This is a genomic window from Ectothiorhodospiraceae bacterium 2226 (genome assembly GCA_013348725.1).
Taxonomy (GTDB): domain Bacteria; phylum Pseudomonadota; class Gammaproteobacteria.
In genome coordinates this window covers 842,896-858,414 of record CP054689.1, presented here as the reverse complement: position 1 = coordinate 858,414, position 15,519 = coordinate 842,896, and the positions used below count along the sequence as shown (strand labels likewise).

13 protein-coding genes and 1 pseudogene are annotated in these 15,519 nt (G+C 67.8%); 3 read left to right on the top strand and 11 right to left on the bottom strand.

The window, feature by feature from the left end; genetic code table 11:
* Positions 1-85 precede the first annotated feature (85 nt).
* On the top strand, positions 86-1,312 hold the full coding sequence (gene argJ / locus HUS23_04045; GenBank protein QKT03036.1) for a bifunctional glutamate N-acetyltransferase/amino-acid acetyltransferase ArgJ: 1,227 nt from the start codon (positions 86-88) through the stop codon (positions 1,310-1,312).
* Positions 1,293-2,318: a Nudix family hydrolase gene (locus tag HUS23_04040; GenBank protein ID QKT03035.1), complete on the top strand. Its 1,026-nt coding sequence runs from the start codon at positions 1,293-1,295 to the stop codon at positions 2,316-2,318. The genes argJ and HUS23_04040 overlap by 20 nt, the downstream gene beginning before the upstream one ends.
* A gap of 104 nt (positions 2,319-2,422) precedes the next feature.
* Here the strand turns inward: HUS23_04040 and HUS23_04035 are convergent, their stop codons facing one another.
* The 11 genes and pseudogenes from HUS23_04035 to HUS23_03985 form a co-directional block, all read right to left on the bottom strand.
* A complete protein-coding gene (locus HUS23_04035; GenBank protein QKT03034.1) occupies positions 2,423-2,626 on the bottom strand; it encodes a DNA gyrase inhibitor YacG in 204 nt (67 codons plus the stop codon).
* Positions 2,623-3,348 (bottom strand): cell division protein ZapD, encoded by a 726-nt coding sequence (gene zapD / locus HUS23_04030; protein QKT04962.1) that lies wholly within the window; start codon positions 3,346-3,348, stop codon positions 2,623-2,625. The genes HUS23_04035 and zapD overlap by 4 nt, the downstream gene beginning before the upstream one ends.
* A gap of 84 nt (positions 3,349-3,432) precedes the next feature.
* Positions 3,433-4,065, bottom strand: a complete 633-nt coding sequence (locus HUS23_04025) for a dephospho-CoA kinase (GenBank protein ID QKT03033.1) — start codon at positions 4,063-4,065, stop codon at positions 3,433-3,435.
* A gap of 144 nt (positions 4,066-4,209) precedes the next feature.
* On the bottom strand, positions 4,210-5,082 hold the full coding sequence (locus HUS23_04020) for a prepilin peptidase (protein QKT03032.1): 873 nt from the start codon (positions 5,080-5,082) through the stop codon (positions 4,210-4,212).
* Positions 5,083-5,085: 3 nt separating this feature from the next.
* Positions 5,086-6,312: a type II secretion system F family protein gene (locus tag HUS23_04015; protein ID QKT03031.1), complete on the bottom strand. Its 1,227-nt coding sequence runs from the start codon at positions 6,310-6,312 to the stop codon at positions 5,086-5,088.
* Positions 6,313-6,477: 165 nt separating this feature from the next.
* Positions 6,478-8,190, bottom strand: a complete 1,713-nt coding sequence (pilB, locus tag HUS23_04010) for a type IV-A pilus assembly ATPase PilB (protein QKT03030.1) — start codon at positions 8,188-8,190, stop codon at positions 6,478-6,480.
* Between the two features lie 158 nt (positions 8,191-8,348).
* Positions 8,349-9,788, bottom strand: a complete 1,440-nt coding sequence (locus tag HUS23_04005) for an O-antigen ligase family protein (protein ID QKT03029.1) — start codon at positions 9,786-9,788, stop codon at positions 8,349-8,351.
* 723 nt (positions 9,789-10,511) lie between these two features.
* Positions 10,512-10,679: pseudogene (locus HUS23_04000) on the bottom strand (pilin).
* 286 nt (positions 10,680-10,965) lie between these two features.
* Positions 10,966-12,312, bottom strand: a complete 1,347-nt coding sequence (locus HUS23_03995) for a sigma-54-dependent Fis family transcriptional regulator (GenBank protein QKT03028.1) — start codon at positions 12,310-12,312, stop codon at positions 10,966-10,968.
* Entirely contained in the window at positions 12,309-13,925 is a 1,617-nt protein-coding gene (locus tag HUS23_03990; protein QKT03027.1) for a PAS domain-containing protein, read from the bottom strand. The genes HUS23_03995 and HUS23_03990 overlap by 4 nt, the downstream gene beginning before the upstream one ends.
* Before the next feature lie 133 nt (positions 13,926-14,058).
* Entirely contained in the window at positions 14,059-14,283 is a 225-nt protein-coding gene (locus HUS23_03985; protein QKT03026.1) for a hypothetical protein, read from the bottom strand.
* 227 nt (positions 14,284-14,510) lie between these two features.
* On the opposite strand from HUS23_03985, the gene gspC reads away from it, so the two are divergent.
* Positions 14,511-15,509, top strand: coding sequence for a type II secretion system protein GspC (gene gspC / locus HUS23_03980; GenBank protein ID QKT03025.1), 999 nt, complete (start codon positions 14,511-14,513; stop codon positions 15,507-15,509).
* Positions 15,510-15,519 lie beyond the last annotated feature (10 nt).

Sequence of the window (15,519 nt, the reverse complement as noted above, 5' to 3'; positions counted from 1 at the left end):
GAGGGGCACGAAGGTCACGTCGGGCGGTACGGCGCGTGGCCTCCGCGCCCCTCTTGGTTGCAGGCCGCTAAGAAGGAGAACAGGCATGGCGGTGGGTTTGGGGCCTTTGCCGGCGCTGGCGCCGGTGGCGGGCGTACGCTTAGGCACGGCCTCCGCGGGCATCAAGCAGGCCGGCTCCGGGCGGCGCGATCTGGTGGTGCTCGAGGTGGAGGAGGGCAGCGCCTGCGCCGCCGTGTTCACCCGTAACGCCTTCTGCGCGGCCCCGGTGGTGGTGGCGCGGGAGCACCTCGGCGCAGCCGCGCCGCGCTACCTGCTCGTCAACACCGGCAACGCCAATGCCGGCACCGGCGCGCCCGGACTCGCCGCCGCGCGCCGGTGCTGCGAGGCCCTGGCGGGCTTGGCCGAGGTGTCGGCCGAAGCGGTGCTGCCGTTCTCCACCGGCGTGATCGGCGAGCCGCTGCCGACCGATCGTTTGGTGGCGGCCCTGCCGCAGGCCCTCGGGGCACTGCGCCCCGACGGCTGGGTCGAAGCGGCGAGCGGCATCATGACCACCGACACGCTGCCCAAGGGCGCCTCGCGCACCCTGGACCTGGACGGGCGCACCGTGACCGTCACCGGCATCGCCAAGGGCGCCGGCATGATTCGCCCGGACATGGCGACCATGCTCGCCTTCATCGCCACCGATGCGCCCGTCGCCCCTGCGCTGCTGCAGGGCTGCCTCGCGCGCGCGGTGAACGCCTCGTTCAATCGCATCACCGTGGACGGCGACACCTCCACCAACGACGCCTGCGTGCTGCTTGCCACCGGACAGGCCGGCGGCGCGCCTATCGTCGCCCCCGACGATGCGCGCCTCGACCTCCTACAGCGCGCGATTACCGAGGTCTGTGTCGATCTTGCGCAGAGCATCGTGCGCGACGGCGAGGGCGCCACCAAGTTCATCAGCGTCGCCGTGGAGGGCGGACGCGACGAGGCGGAGTGCCTGGCAGTGGCCTACACCATCGCCCACTCGCCGCTGGTGAAGACCGCGTTCTTCGCCAGCGACCCGAACTGGGGGCGCATCCTGGCCTGCGTCGGCCGCGCCGGGGTCGCCGAGCTCGACCTCGATGCGGTCACCATCCACCTCGACGAGGTGTGCATCGTGCGCCAGGGCGGACGGGCGGCCGACTACCAGGAGCGCGACGGCGCGCGCGTGATGGCGCGCGAGGACATCACCGTGCGCGTGAATCTCGCCCGCGGCGCCGCCCGCGCCACCGTCTGGACCTGCGACTTCTCCTACGATTACGTCCGTATCAATGCCGAATACCGCACCTGACCTCCTGCACGTCGCCGCCGGCGCCGTTTTCAATGCCCGCGGCGAGGTATTGATCGCGCAGCGCCCGCCCGGCAAGCCCTATCCGGGCTATTGGGAGTTCCCGGGCGGCAAGGTCGAGGATGGCGAGTCCTTCGCCGACGCGCTGGCGCGCGAGCTGGAGGAGGAGGTCGGCATCCACGTGGAGCAGGCGCGCCCGCTGCTGCGCGTGCTGCACGCCTATAGCGACCGCACGGTGCTGCTGGACGCCTGGTGCGTGACACGTTTCTCGGGCGTGCCGCACGGACGCGAAGGACAGCCGGTGGCGTGGGTCTCGCCCGCCGAGTTGGAGCGCTACCGCTTCCCGGCGGCCAACGCTACCATCACCACCGCGGTGCGCCTGCCGTCGCTGTACCTGATCACCGGCACGGCCGAGGGCGACGGTCCGTTCCTGCGCCGCCTGGAGCGCCTGTTGCAGGCCGGGGTGCGGCTCATCCAGTATCGTCAGCCGGGGCTGGCGTCGCGCGACTGGGAGCGGCGCGCGCGCGCCGCCGTGACCCTGTGTCGCCGCTACGGCGCGGCGCTGATCGTCAACGGCACGCCCGAGCAGGCGCGCGAGCTCGGCGCGGCCGGCGTGCACCTCAACAGCGAGCGCCTGATGAGCCTGTCGTCACGGCCGCTGGGGGGCGAGCAGTGGGTGGGCGCCTCCTGCCACGATCTTGCGGAGCTGCAGCACGCGGAGGCCATCGGCGCGGACTTCGCGGTGCTTTCGCCCATCAAGCCGACGCCGAGCCACCCCGGTGCGCCCACCCTGGGTCTCGAGCGGCTGCGGGAGCTGAGCGATCGGGTGGCGATCCCGGTGTACGCGCTCGGCGGCATGTATCCCGCCGACGTCGCCGAGGCGCATCGCTACGGTGCGCAGGGCATCGCGGTGGTGACCGCGCTGTGGAGCGATCCGCGTCCGGCGGATGCGGTGCGCGCGGCGCTGGCCTTTGACCCGCCGCGTCCGGCGTTGTTGTCGGCGGGTTGAGGGTTGTGCGACGGGCTGGGGGGCGAGGGAGGCCGTGAGGCCGTAGGCGCAATGCGCTGCGGCTTATTGCGCCCTACGATACGGCCGCGCGTGACGGAGTGACCTCAGCCATCGTCGTCGTCGCGGCGCCCGCGCGCCTGCTCGACCAGCTCGGGCGGGGCGGGTTCGCCGGCGATGCGGTGTGACTCGTCGGCCCATTGGCCGAGATCGATCAGCTTGCAGCGTTCGCTGCAGAACGGCCGCCAGCGGTTCTCGGGCGCCCACGGCGCTTGGCGTCCGCAGGTCGGACAGGTAACGGTGCGGGTCATAAGGCGCAACAACTGAGCATGAAGGGAACGTCCTCGCCGGCCTGCACGGGTCGCTCGTGCTGGCGCGGCAGCATGAAGCGCACGGTGAAGCGGTGCTTGCCGCCGCTTATGTCAGGATAGTACGGACACTCGGCGGGGACCGCGACACGCACCAGTTGATAAGGCTCGTTGGCATCCAGGCTGCGCTGATACACCCCGCCTTCGGCGATCACCCTGCTCGGTACCGCGCTTTCCCGCACCAGCTTCAGGATCAGCCCGACCGCCTCGCGCAGCGTGCCGAGGTGTGCAAGCCATGCGGCGAGGTCCGCGCGCCGCTGTTCGGCAGGACGGTGCAGCCAGTAGTGGTAACCCGGTAGGTCGAACTCGCAGGTGCCGCCCGGCACGCCGCTGCGCTGGCGGATCAAGTTCAGGAGTTCGTGCCGGCGCAAGGGGTCGCCGAGGGGGGCCGTGTCGCCGACGAAGCGCGCGCTCAGCCGCTCCAGCGCCTCGAGGATCCCCTCCAGCAACTGCGTGTCCACCGCCGGGCTCGCCGCGAGGGCGGTGAGTGCGGCGCGTTGGCGGTCGAGCTCCTTGATGAACTCGGTCTTGAGGTCGCTGCGCCCGACGATCTCCAAGATGTCCATCATCGCGTCGATGACGGTACGGCTGTCTTCTTTGGCCTCGCCGGAGAGGCCGCGCGTGGCCTGCTTGAACAGAAACTCCAGGCGCATCAGCGTGCGCATGCGCTCGTTCAGGGGTTGTTCGTAGCGGACGAGGTCGGTCACAGGGTGTCTGTCACAGGGTTTCTGGGGCGGCGAAGAAGCCGCCTATTCTCCGGGCGGGCGCTCGGCTTGGCAATCGACCCGCTCGCGCGCCAAGCCCAGATAACGCGGGTGCAGCGCGTCCACCTGGGCCTGTAGGTCGGCCAGCGTACCGTCGTTGGTGATGAGGTCGTCGGCGGCGGCGAGGCGCTCGGGGCGGGCGACCTGCGCCGCGATGATGGCCTGAATATCCTGCGGCGGCAGACCGTCGCGCGCCTGCGCCCGCTGCAACTGCAGCTCCGGGCTCGCGTCCACCACCAGGATGCGGTCTACCAGGTCGGTCTGCCCGGTCTCGAGCAGCAGCGGGATCACCACCACGCAGTAGGGCGCGACCAGCTGGGCGAGCCGGGCGCGCATGGCGGCGCGGATGCGCGGGTGGGTGATGGCCTCGAGGCGGCGGCGCTGCTCGGGGTTGCCGAACACCAGACGCCGCAGGCGCGCCCGATCGAGTTGTCCGTCCGCCTGCAGCACCTCGGCGCCGAAGGCCTGCACGATCTCGTGCAGCGCGGGCTGGCCCGGTTGCACGACCTCGCGCGCGAGCTCGTCGGCGTCGAGCACCGGTACCCCGAATTGTGCGAACCGGGCGGCGACGGCGGACTTGCCGCTGCCGATGCCGCCCGTGAGCCCGATGACTAGCATGGGTCCGTCCTTGATGGCGCGCCGGTAGGCGCCGGCGCGCCACTACCATACGCGCGGGCGCGGTGCGGAACAATCCGGTTGCGGGACGGGTACGGCGAGCGTGGCTGGGGTGCGGAACGAGCGGCGGGAGCGGATGCTGCGGGCTCAGCCCATGATGCCGACCCATCGCAGGTAGGCGCGGTTGATCTCTTCGCCCCACAGCAGAGCCAGGAAGCCGGCGGTGGCGAGGTAGGGGCCGAAGGGAATCGGTACCTGGCGGTCGCGGCCCAGCGCCAGGATCAGCGCGATGCCGACCACCGCACCCACCGCCGAGGAGAGGATGATGACCGCCGGCAGGTACTGCCAGCCCAGCCAAGCGCCCAGTGCCCCCAGCAGCTTGAAGTCGCCGTGGCCCATGCCTTCCTTGCCGGTGACCGCCTTGAACAGGCGGTACACGGCCCACAGCGCCCCGTAGCCGGCCGCGGCGCCGAGGATGGCCGACACGGGGTCGGTGAACACGCCCCATACCGACAGCAGCAGACCCACCCACAGCAGCGGCAGGGTGAGATTGTCGGGCAGGAGTTGGTGATCGAAGTCGATGACCGTGAGGGCGATGAGCGTCCAGGTCAGACCCAGCGCCGCCAGGCCCTGCACGGTGGCGCCAAAGTGCCAGATCACCAGTGCCGAGAGCAGGGCAGTGGCCGCTTCCACGATCGGGTAGCGCGCCGAGATGCGCATGCCGCAGCCGGGGCAGCGGGCTCGCAGCAGCAGGTAACTGATGAGGGGGATGTTCTCCCAGGCGCGGATGGGGCGTGCGCAGGAGGGACAGCGCGAAGCCGGGCGGACCAAATCATAGGGTTCGTCGGCGTCCTTGTCGCGCGGCAGGGCCAGCACCTCGCGGCACTGCAGGCGCCACTCGCGCTCCAGCATGATGGGCAGGCGGTGGATCACCACGTTCAGGAAACTGCCCACCACCAGGCCCAATAGGGCGGCGGCCGCCACCGCGAGGGCGGCGTTCTGTTGCAGCAATTCGAGCATCGGTTAGACCACCGAGCCCATCTGGAAGATCGGCAGGTACATGGCGATCACCAGGCCGCCGACCAGCACGCCGAGCACCGCCATGATGATGGGCTCCAACAGGCTGGAGAGGCCGTCCACCGCGTCGTCCACTTCCTGCTCGTAGTAGTCCGCCACCTTGCCGAGCATGGCATCCAACGACCCTGCCTCTTCACCGATGGCCACCATCTGCACGACCATGTTGGGGAACAGGTCGGCGTCGCGCATCGAGGCCTGCAGCTGCGTGCCGCCGGCGACTTGCTCGCGCATGCGCATCACCGCATCGCCGTACACCGAGTTGCCCACCGCGCCGGCCACCGACTGCATGGCCTCCACCAGTGGGACGCCCGCGGCGAACATGGTGGAGAGGGTGCGCGCGAAGCGGGCGATCGCGGCCTTGCGCATGATAGGGCCGATAATCGTAATGCGCAGACTCAGGCGATCAATCGCCCGCTGTACGGCGACGGAGCGGCGCTTGATGTGTACGAACCCGTAGGCGGCAGCGATGACCCCTGCCAGGATTATCCACCAGTAGGCCTGCATAAACTTCGACATGTCGATGACCAACTGCGTAAGCGCCGGCAGGTCCGCGCCGAAGCCCGCGAACAAGTCCTGGAACTGCGGCACCACGAACACCAGCAGGATGGTGGTCACGATAAAGGCCGCGACCAATACCGCGGTGGGGTAGAACAGGGCTTTCTTGATCTTGCTCTTGATCGCCTCGGTCTTTTCCTTGTAGGTGGCGATCTTGTCGAGCAGGTTGTCGAGGATGCCGGCCTGCTCACCGGCGTTGACCAGGTTGCAGTACAGGTCATCGAACTGCCGTGGGTGCTTGCGCAAGGCCTCCGTCAGGGACGTACCGGCCTCCACGTCGGTCTTGATGGCATTGACCAGCGTCTGCACGCTGGGGTTCTCGTGACCGCGGCCGATGATCTCGAAGGCCTGCACCAGCGGCACGCCCGAGTCCATCATGGTCGCCAGCTGGCGGCTGAGGAGGGCAATGTCCTTCGGGGTGATTTTCTTCTTGTTCAGGCCGCCCAGCAGGGGCTTGGGCTTCTTGCGCACCTTGAGCGGGTTGATGCCCTGGCGGCGCAGTTCCGCTTTTACCAGCGCCACGCTGGGACCAACGAGTTCGCCGCGGGTGCGTTCGCCCTTCTTGTTGACGCCTTCCCAGGCGAACTGGTCTTGTTTGATTGCTTTAGGATTGGCCATGGTTGCCACAGCGGCCGATGGGCCGGTTATTGTTGTAAGACGTTCGTCGACCTAAGGCATCCGCCCGTATCGGGACGGCCAGCGCGCTGTCGCCCACCGATCGAGGCCCTGCTAAGCTACATCGGCCACGGTAGCACGACCTTTAGCGCATACCGGGGGCCGGCATCACTCGATTGTGACGCGGTTCGCTTCCTCCAGGCTGGTTACGCCTTGCATCACCTTCTTCAGCGCCGACTCGCGCAAGTCGGGAATGCCTTCTTTCTTCGCCTGCGCCGCGATGTCCATGGCGTTGCCGCCCGACATGATGATGCGGCCGATCTCCTCCGAGACGGGCATCACTTGGTAAATACCCACCCGCCCGCGGTAGCCGTTGTTGCACTGCTCGCAGCCGACGGGCCCGTATACTTGCAGCCCTTCGAGCTGATCCTCGCGGTAGCCTTCCTTGAGCAACGCCTCGCGCGGGATGTCCTGCGGGCGTTTGCAGTGGCTGCACAGGCGCCGCGCGAGGCGCTGGGCGATGATCAGCGACACCGAGGAGGCGATGTTGTAGGGCGCGACGCCCATGTTCACCAGACGCGTGAGGGTCTGCGGGGCGTCATTGGTGTGCAGGGTGGAGAGCACCATGTGGCCGGTCTGCGCCGCCTTGATGGCGATCTCCGCCGTCTCCAGGTCGCGGATCTCGCCCACCAGAATGATGTCCGGGTCCTGGCGCAGAAAGGACTTCAAGGCCGCGGCGAAGGTCAACCCCACCTTGGGGTTCACGTTCACCTGGTTCACGCCCGGCAGGTTGATTTCGGCGGGGTCCTCGGCGGTGGAAATGTTGCGGTCGCCGGTGTTGAGGATGTTGACGCCGGTGTACAGCGACACCGTCTTACCGCTGCCGGTCGGGCCGGTCACCAGGATCATGCCGTAGGGCTTCTCCAGCGCATCCATGTACAACTGCTTCTGCTCGGGCTCGTAGCCCAGCGCGTCGATGCCGAGCTGTGCGCTGGTGGGGTCGAGGATACGCATCACGATCTTTTCGCCCCACAGCGTCGGGCAGGTACTGACGCGGAAGTCGATCGCCCGTGTCTTAGAGAGGTTCAGCTTGATGCGCCCGTCCTGCGGCACGCGCCGCTCGGAGATGTCGAGGCGCGACATGACCTTGATGCGCGCGGCGAGCTTCGGCGCCAGCGCGACGGGCGGCGAGGCGACCTCCTGCAGCACGCCGTCCATGCGCAGGCGCACCCGGTACATCTTTTCGTAGGGTTCGAAGTGAATGTCCGAGGCACCACGGTTGATGGCGTCCAGCAGCACCTTGTTCACGAAGCGCACCACCGGGGTGTCGTCGGCGTCGGAGGCACTGACATCGTTGCCTTTGCCCTCGTCCTCGTGGGAGAACTCCACCGAGTCGAGATCGCCGTCGCCGATCTCGGCGAGGGTGGTATCCGCCGCCGCAATGGCGCGCTCGATCAGCCGGTTGAGCTTGTCCTCCTCCACCAGCACCGCGTCCACCGTGAGGCCGGTGTGGAACTTGATCTCGTCCAGCGCGGCGAGATTCATGGGGTCGGAGATGCCGACGTACAGCCGAGTGCCGCGCTTGAAGAGGGGCAGGGCGTGATGCTGGCGGAGGAGCTTCTCGTCGACCAGTTTGGTGACTTCGGGCTCAAGGTCCAGCGCGGACAGATCCAGCGCGGGGAAGCCGAACTCGTTGGCGGCCGCCACGGCGATGTCGCGGCTGCTCAGCAGTTTGCTCTCGACCAAGTGGCTGACGAGCGATGCCTGTTTGGCGAGCGCTTGTTGCTGCGCCCCGCGGGCCGTGTTTTCGTCGAGTAGGCCCTCGCTCGCCAGGCGCTTGGCGAGGCCGGTCAGGCGCATGCTGCTCTCGGGTACGGACATGCGTAAGTACGCCCTATCAGGAGACTGATCTGGATGTTAACGCAAATCTTCCTGAGAAGACGAGCGGTCCTCGGATTAAACCTGAAACTGAGCGGCTGGCATCGTGGAGCGGCCGACCACTAACACATTCGGACACGCCATTGTGATCCGCCGTGCGGTTAATGGCGATCCGGCGGCGTCGCTACCGCTTGCGTTTCGTCGTACGGAGCATCGCCTATCAGGCCTTGAAGCCAGAAACGCGGTTCGTATCTAAGCCGGGTGGCACTGGATCTAGGGACATCTTGCCCCGACAGCTGCTCCCGTCGCCACGCTTCAAGGTCCGGCACGGCCCCGCGCCAGAGCAGGAGCAGGGTTAGCAGCGCCGCCGTGGCAAACAGCAAATGGGTGCCTAGCGAGTGTGAGTGGCGAGGCGCCTCGTGCGACGCGAAGGAGTAGATCCCGATGGCCCAGCCAACCACCAGCACCGCGAGTAACTGGCTGACCGGGGAGCCTGTGATGCCGCTAACCAGCGAGTGTGCAGCCGCGGTCGCCATAGACGCGGTGAGTCCGATTCGCACCGCCGTCACGCCGTCGGTTTGTCCCACATCCGCCGCGCTGCGAACTTGGCGACACCACGCGTACATGCCCCAAAAAAGGACAATCAACAGTGCAAGGGTCGCCGGCGCCCCCCATTCCGAAGTCCATTGCAGCACGGAATTATGAGGTCCGGCCGCAATGCCGTTGGGATAATACGCAAAGTGCATGGGGCCGACGCCGAGGGCGGGATTATCCACGATCATGCGGACTGCGACCTGCCACAGAGCCAACCGCGCCGGGTCCTCCGTCACGTGCGCGAGGCGCTCGGCGATACCGCCCGATGCGGGTAGTAGCCAATAGAACATTACGCCATAAGCGACGGCCCCGGCGAGCGCCGCCTTGAACTGCAGCACAAGCCATGGCGCGGCGGCACGGCCGAAACACGCGAAGACGAAAACGGCGCCCGCACCGACTGCTAATAAGCCTCCGCGGCTGTCCGTGGCGAGCAGTAGCATCCAGCAGCCGCCCAAAAGGGTCAGTACGGCGCCCCGCGGCAACGTGCGAAGCCCCGCAGCGGCTGCCAGCAGGGGCAGCAGCCACGTGAGGTAGTGGTTAAACGATCGCACGTTGGAAAAGCCGCTAAAGAGTTCGCGTACCGGGAGAGGCTCGCCCACCATCAGCACGGCGAGGTAGCCGCTGACAAATCGTACGAGGTATAGCGCCACGCTCAGCGTCAGCAGAGACAGGATGAGTACGTCGGCGCGGCCTCCGAGCGCCCGTCGTGCTTGCGCCACAGCGATGACGAGCCCGAAGATCAGCACATGCAGCGCGACGTCCAGAAAGGCATGACGCGGCGAGGGCGCGACTGCGGACGAAATTATCCCCGCGATGAGCGCAGCGAGCAGTAGCCAGCGCGCGCTGGGTGGGAGTGTTACGCAGGCCCGCAGCCAGTCGTTACGCAGACGCGGGCTGAGCAGGACAGCCAACGCGATGATGGAGAGGACGGCGATCTGCAGTAGGCGCTGCGCGTTGTGATCGCTTAGCCAAGCGGGTGCCCAGGTGAGATGTGGCGCTACGATCAAGGCTCCCGCGAGAAGTGCGAGAATGCCTTGGTTCAGAATCGACGGGGCGTCTGAACCTGTCCGAGAAGCCGATAGATCTCGAGGTATGCGCGTAGTCGACGGTCGCATTTTTCGTGGGCGCACTCTCTTAGGCAGGCCGCTTTAACAACCGGTGTGTCCCGCGTTTGTGCAAGCGGATCCCGTTCTCCTGCGTCCCGCGAGTTTGGCCCCCTTTATCGCAGGACGGTTTGTTGCCCCGGATGCTAGCGCATTTCTCGTCGACGAGAAATGCTTCTGCGCCCTCGCCCGGTGCGCCCTAGCCGAGCTGTCACTTTCAAAAAAAAGCCCCCGCCAACGGCGGGGGCCTGATGATGCTGCACTTCGATCGGCTTAGCCCGGGCTACCGGCGCCGCCGGTGTTCGCGTCAGCGCACAAGCCGGTCATATAAGGGTTGGGCACATTGGTGCCGGCGCCGCAAATCCAATCGATTGAGCCCGTGTCGGCGTTGCGGGTGAGCTGGTACTCCACTACGCCGCCGTCGGCCGTGAGCAGGGCAGAAGCGGGCTTCGTGCCGGTGGTGCCGCCGAACGTGTACTCGATGGTGATGGTTTCATTCTCAACGTCCACATTGGCATCGGTAATGTCACCGTGCCGGCCGGCAATGCGCACATCGAGGACGCTGCGAAGGGTGTCGGCGTTGGTGATTTGGGTGCCGGCGACCGTCCAGCCACGGGATGCCACGTACTCTTCAACCGGCGTGCGCACACCACCGAGCAGCATGTTGGCCTCGGAGAACTGCGAACGGGCAACGTAGTTGTTGTACTGCGGGATGGCGATGGCCGCCAGGATACCGATGATCGCGACCACGATCATCAGTTCGATAAGCGTAAAGCCCTTCTGGGTAGTTCTCATTATTTGGTTCTCCCTCGTCTTAGTGTTGTTGCTAGCGCGGCCCCGTTATGGCTCGGTGGCTCGTGCGTCACGATGCTATCAGTGCAGGGAGCGTGCCAATGTGCGCTGGTTGGAAAAATGACGCGGCGCCGGGGCGGCGGAAGAAGATGTTGGGGAGGCGGGCGTCAGAGAACCGTGACGGCGGCGGCGGCGGAGGCGGGAGTGTGACGCGGTTCACAATAGGCTGCTCCGGCGCGGGTGACGCGCTGCGTCACTTTCTGACGCGGCGCGTCACCCGCCCTGAGGGCTAGGCCTCCAAGCCGAGCTTCTTGAGGCGGTAACGCAGGGCGCGGAAGGTGATACCCAGGCGCTTGGCGGCGGCGGTCTTGTTGTAGCGGGTTTCTTCCAGGGCGCGCAGGATGGCGTCCTTTTGCAGGGACTCGAGGAACGGGTCGAGACCGGCCTCGGGCGCGTCGTCGTCGTCAGTCTCGGGCAGGTTCAGGTCGTCGGGCGTGATGCGGGCGCCGTCGCACAGCGTCATGGCGCGCTCCAGGATGTTCTCCAGTTCGCGTACGTTGCCGGGGAAAGCGTAGGCGCGCAGCGCATCCATCGCCTCCTGAGTCAGGCGCGGCGCGGTTACGCCGTTCTCCTGCGCGAGCTGGTGGAGGATGTGCTCGACCAGTACCGGAAGGTCCTCGCGGCGCTCGCGCAGGCTGGGCACGCGCAGTTCGATGACGTTGATGCGGTAGAAAAGGTCTTCGCGAAACTGCCCCTCGCGCACGCGCTCGGCGAGGTTCTGGTGGGTGGCGCTCAGGATGCGCACGTCCACCGGCGCCTCGCGCGAGGCGCCGAGCGGGCGCACCGCCTTCTCCTGGATGGCGCGCAGCAGCTTGACCTGCATGTGCAGCGGCAGGTCGGCCACCTCGTCGAGGAACAGCGTGCCGCCATTCGCCGCCTGAAACAGACCTTCCTTATCTGCGGTGGCGCCGGTGAAGCTGCCCTTGCGGTGGCCGAAGAACTCGCTCTCCATCAGGTGTTCGGGGATGGCCCCGCAGTTGACCGGGATGAACGGCTTGTCGGCGCGCGGGCCGCCGGCGTGGATGAGGCGCGCGACCAGCTCCTTGCCGCTGCCGGATTCGCCGCTGATGTACACCGGCGCCTGGCTGCGCGCGAGCTTGCCGATGGTGGCGCGGGTGCGAGCCATGGCGGGCGAGTCGCCGAGCAGGCGCAGTTCGGGGCGCTCGGGTTTGGGCGCCGCGGCGCCGCCGCGCTCGCGCGGCAGGCGCAGCGCGCTCTGGATGAGGTTGCGCAGCACGTGCAGCTCGACCGGTTTGGAGACGAAGTCGAAGGCACCGGCCTTCAGGGCCTCGACGGCGCACTCCATATTGCCGTGCGCGGTGATCACCGCCACCGGCAGGTCGGGCCACTGCTGCTGGATGTCGCGCACCAGGTCGATGCCGTTGCCGTCGGGCAGGCGCATGTCGGTCAGGCACAGGTCGTAGCGTTGGCGGGCGAGGGCGAGGCGGGCGCGCGCCAGGTTCTCGCGGGTGTCGACGCTGATGCCCATGCGTGCCAGGGTGATGCTGAGCAGTTCGCAGATGTCGGGTTCGTCGTCCACCACCAGCGCGCGGGCCTGCTTGGGGGTGTCGCTCATGCTGCCTCGTTTTGTCTTCTGGGATCGGGAAAGGACAGGCTGAACCGGGCGCCGCCCGCGTCCGGCACGTAGTTTAACCGGGCGCGATTGTACTCGGCCAACTCGCGGGCGATGTACAGGCCCAGGCCCGTGCCGTTGCGGTCGGTGGTGAAGAACGGCTCGAAGATGTGACCGGCCGCGTCTTTGGGAATGCCCGGACCCTCGTCCACCACGTCGATGCGCGGCTTGCCGGTGCGCGCGTCGAGGCGGGCCTCCACGCGCCAGCGCGGGCTATGGCGGGCGGCATTCTGACACAGGTTCCACAGGATCTGGTGCAGGTGCGAGGGGTCGACGCGCACCTGCAGGCCCGGCGGGTGCACCCGCACCTCGAAGGCGTGCGCGGGCACGCGCACGGTGGCCAGGAACTCGTCGCGGAACTGGGTGAGCCACGGCTCCACGTCCATGAGGGTGGGCTGCGGCTGGCCGCGCCGCCCGAGCTGGAGCACGTTTTCGACGATAACGTTCATACGCCGGGAGTGCGCCTCGATGATCTCGATGAGGCGTCGGTCCTCGGTCAGCAGGCTGGGCGCTTCGTTGAGCAGCGCCGCGGCGTGGCTGATGGCGCCGAGGGGGTTGCGGATCTCGTGTGCGATGCTGGCGGTGAGTCGCCCCAAAGAGGCGAGCTTGAGCTGCTGGGCCTGCTGCGCCATGGCGTCGGTGTCCTCCAGGAAGATCACCATGCCGGTGCGGCCGTCGCCCAAGGTGGCAAAACGGGGGATGATCTCGGCGCCGCTCAGCGGCGCACGGAACGGGCGCGCCGGCGGGGGGGAGCCGGCTGCGGCGGCGCGCCATCCCCGCGCGAGCTCCGGCGCCAGCGCCTGCAGGTCGCGCGCGAGCGCCACGCGCGACAGGCCCAGGAGCTGGCGCGCCGCGTCGTTCATGAGGTGCACCTGCCCTTCGGCGTCGGCCACCACCACCCCGGTCTGCATGCGCTCGATGACGAACTCGGTGAGCTGTGCCATGCGCCGCAGCGCCTCGGCCTGTTGCGCGGCCAAGCGCTCGTTGTGGCGGATGTGCCAGCCGAGCACGTGGGAGAGGACCGCCGTGGCGAAGAAGGTCATGCCCAGCAGGCCGGCCTGGGAGTACTGCTCGGCCGCCGCCGGGTTGGCGAAGTGCGTGCCGATCTGTTCGAGCAGCACCGCCACGGTGGCCAAGGCCGCAAACAGCCCCGCGGCGCGTCCCGCGAGCAACATGGCGCCGCCGGCGATACTGATCACCATCAGCATCCCGAGGCCGCTGGCGATGCCGCCGCTTGCGTGCATCAGCAGCGTAACGACTACAATGTCTACAATGACTTGCAGGTGAACCTGGAGCTCGAAGGACGGGTGGCGCCAGTGGACGGTGAAGGCGCTCACGAGGCTGAAGGCCAGGTAGGCGAGGGCGACCCAGTAGAACAGGGCGGGGTTGTACGCGCCGAGCGGCGCGACATCGAGCACCCGTTCGGCGACCAATACGAAGAAACCGGCGATCAGAAACCGGTAAAGGTTCAGAAAGCGCAGCGGGGTCCAGGGGTGGCCCGCGTCCGGCGCCACCGGGGGGGATGAGCCGAGGATGAAACTGTCGTTGTGCTGCAACGGCGGACCTCCGCGGCCCTTCGTTATCTATTAAGGTATCTCTGTCCTCCCTGACGTCTGATTCCCGCTCGCTAGTCGGCATTGCCACACAGCTTGCCCCGCGCGGGGCGTGCGTGCAAGGCGGCCGCACGTCTCAGGCGGCTTGGTCGCGGTGTGCACGGCTGCAATAATAGCGCCCCTGCTTCTCCCAGGCCTCCGCCTCGGGAACGTGCAGGCCGCAGGCAGTGCAGCGTACCATGTGCTTGACCGCTTTGCGGCGCGCGGCGGTCTGGATGCGCCGGCGCGCAAGGTACTGGCGCACGAAGTAGATGATCAGCCAGATCGCGAGCGCGATGGCGATGACGCGGATGAGGTTCATGGCAGCGGCATAGTCGGGTTCGACCCGATTGTACCCCCATGGGGGCGGCCGGACCATGGCATGGCTGTCCCAAAAAAACGGGTGGCCACTGCGCATGCATAGGTGTTGTGATAACGTCCTAGCGCCTGGAAGCAGGCCGCGGCCGTATATCGGCTGGTACAAGGACAGCGGGGCACGCGCCCCGCGGAGCCCGGGCGACGGGCAGTGGGAGTGCTGAGGGAATGGCAATGGCGAATCTGATGCAAGGCGCCCGGGCGCAGCGTTACGCAGTCGCGGCGCATGCTCTGCGCGACAAGGCGCTGCCGTACCTGCCGACGGTGGTCAATGCCTTGCTGGTGTTGCTGCTCGCCTACACGCTCGCCCACCTCACCTGGCGCGCGATCGCGCCCGCCCCGATCACCCTGCCCCCCGCACCGCCCCCGGCGACCGCCGCCCAGGCGGCCGCCGCGCCCGAGGGCTCCACCCTGCGACAGGTGGCCTCGCTGCAGCTATTCGGGCGCGCCGCGCCGGAAGTCGCCCAGGCGCCCATCGAAGCCCCCGATACCCGTCTGCGCCTGACCCTGCGCGGCGTGGTGGCCTCCGGCGACCCGCAGAGCGCGATGGTGATCATCGCCGACGAAAGCGGGCGCGAGCAGCACTACTTCGTCGGGGCCGACCTACCGGGCGGGGCGGTGCTGGAGCAGGTCTACCCCGACCGGGTGATCCTCTCGCGCGAGAATCGCTACGAGACCCTGCGCCTGCCGCGCGAGGAAACCCGCGACGATCGCGTCCAGTCGGCGCGCACCACGCCGCCGCGGGCCCGCCCGGCCGCAGCGCGCAGTCGCGTCCCGCAGCTGCCGAGTGCGGCCGAGGCCGCACAAGCCGCCGCCACGGGCGGGGGCGGCGCGGCGGCCGATGAGGCGGTGGATGACGACGACGGCGCCACTCTCGGTCAGTACCGCGAGCAACTGGTCAACGATCCCCAGAGCCTGTGGAACCTCGTCCAGGTCCATCCCGTGCTGGAGGACGGCCGCATCAAGGGCTTCACCCTCTCACCGCAGCGCGACGAGCACCTGTTTCGCGCCGCCGGATGGCGCCCCGGCGACGTGATCACCCAGGTCAACGGCATCGCCCTCGACGACACCAACGCCCTACAGGAAGTGTTCGGCCAGCTCACCTCGGCCGACAGCGTTGCGCTGGAGGTCGAGCGTGGCGGTCGGAGCCAGCAAATCAATCTGCAATTCTAACGAGAGAGGC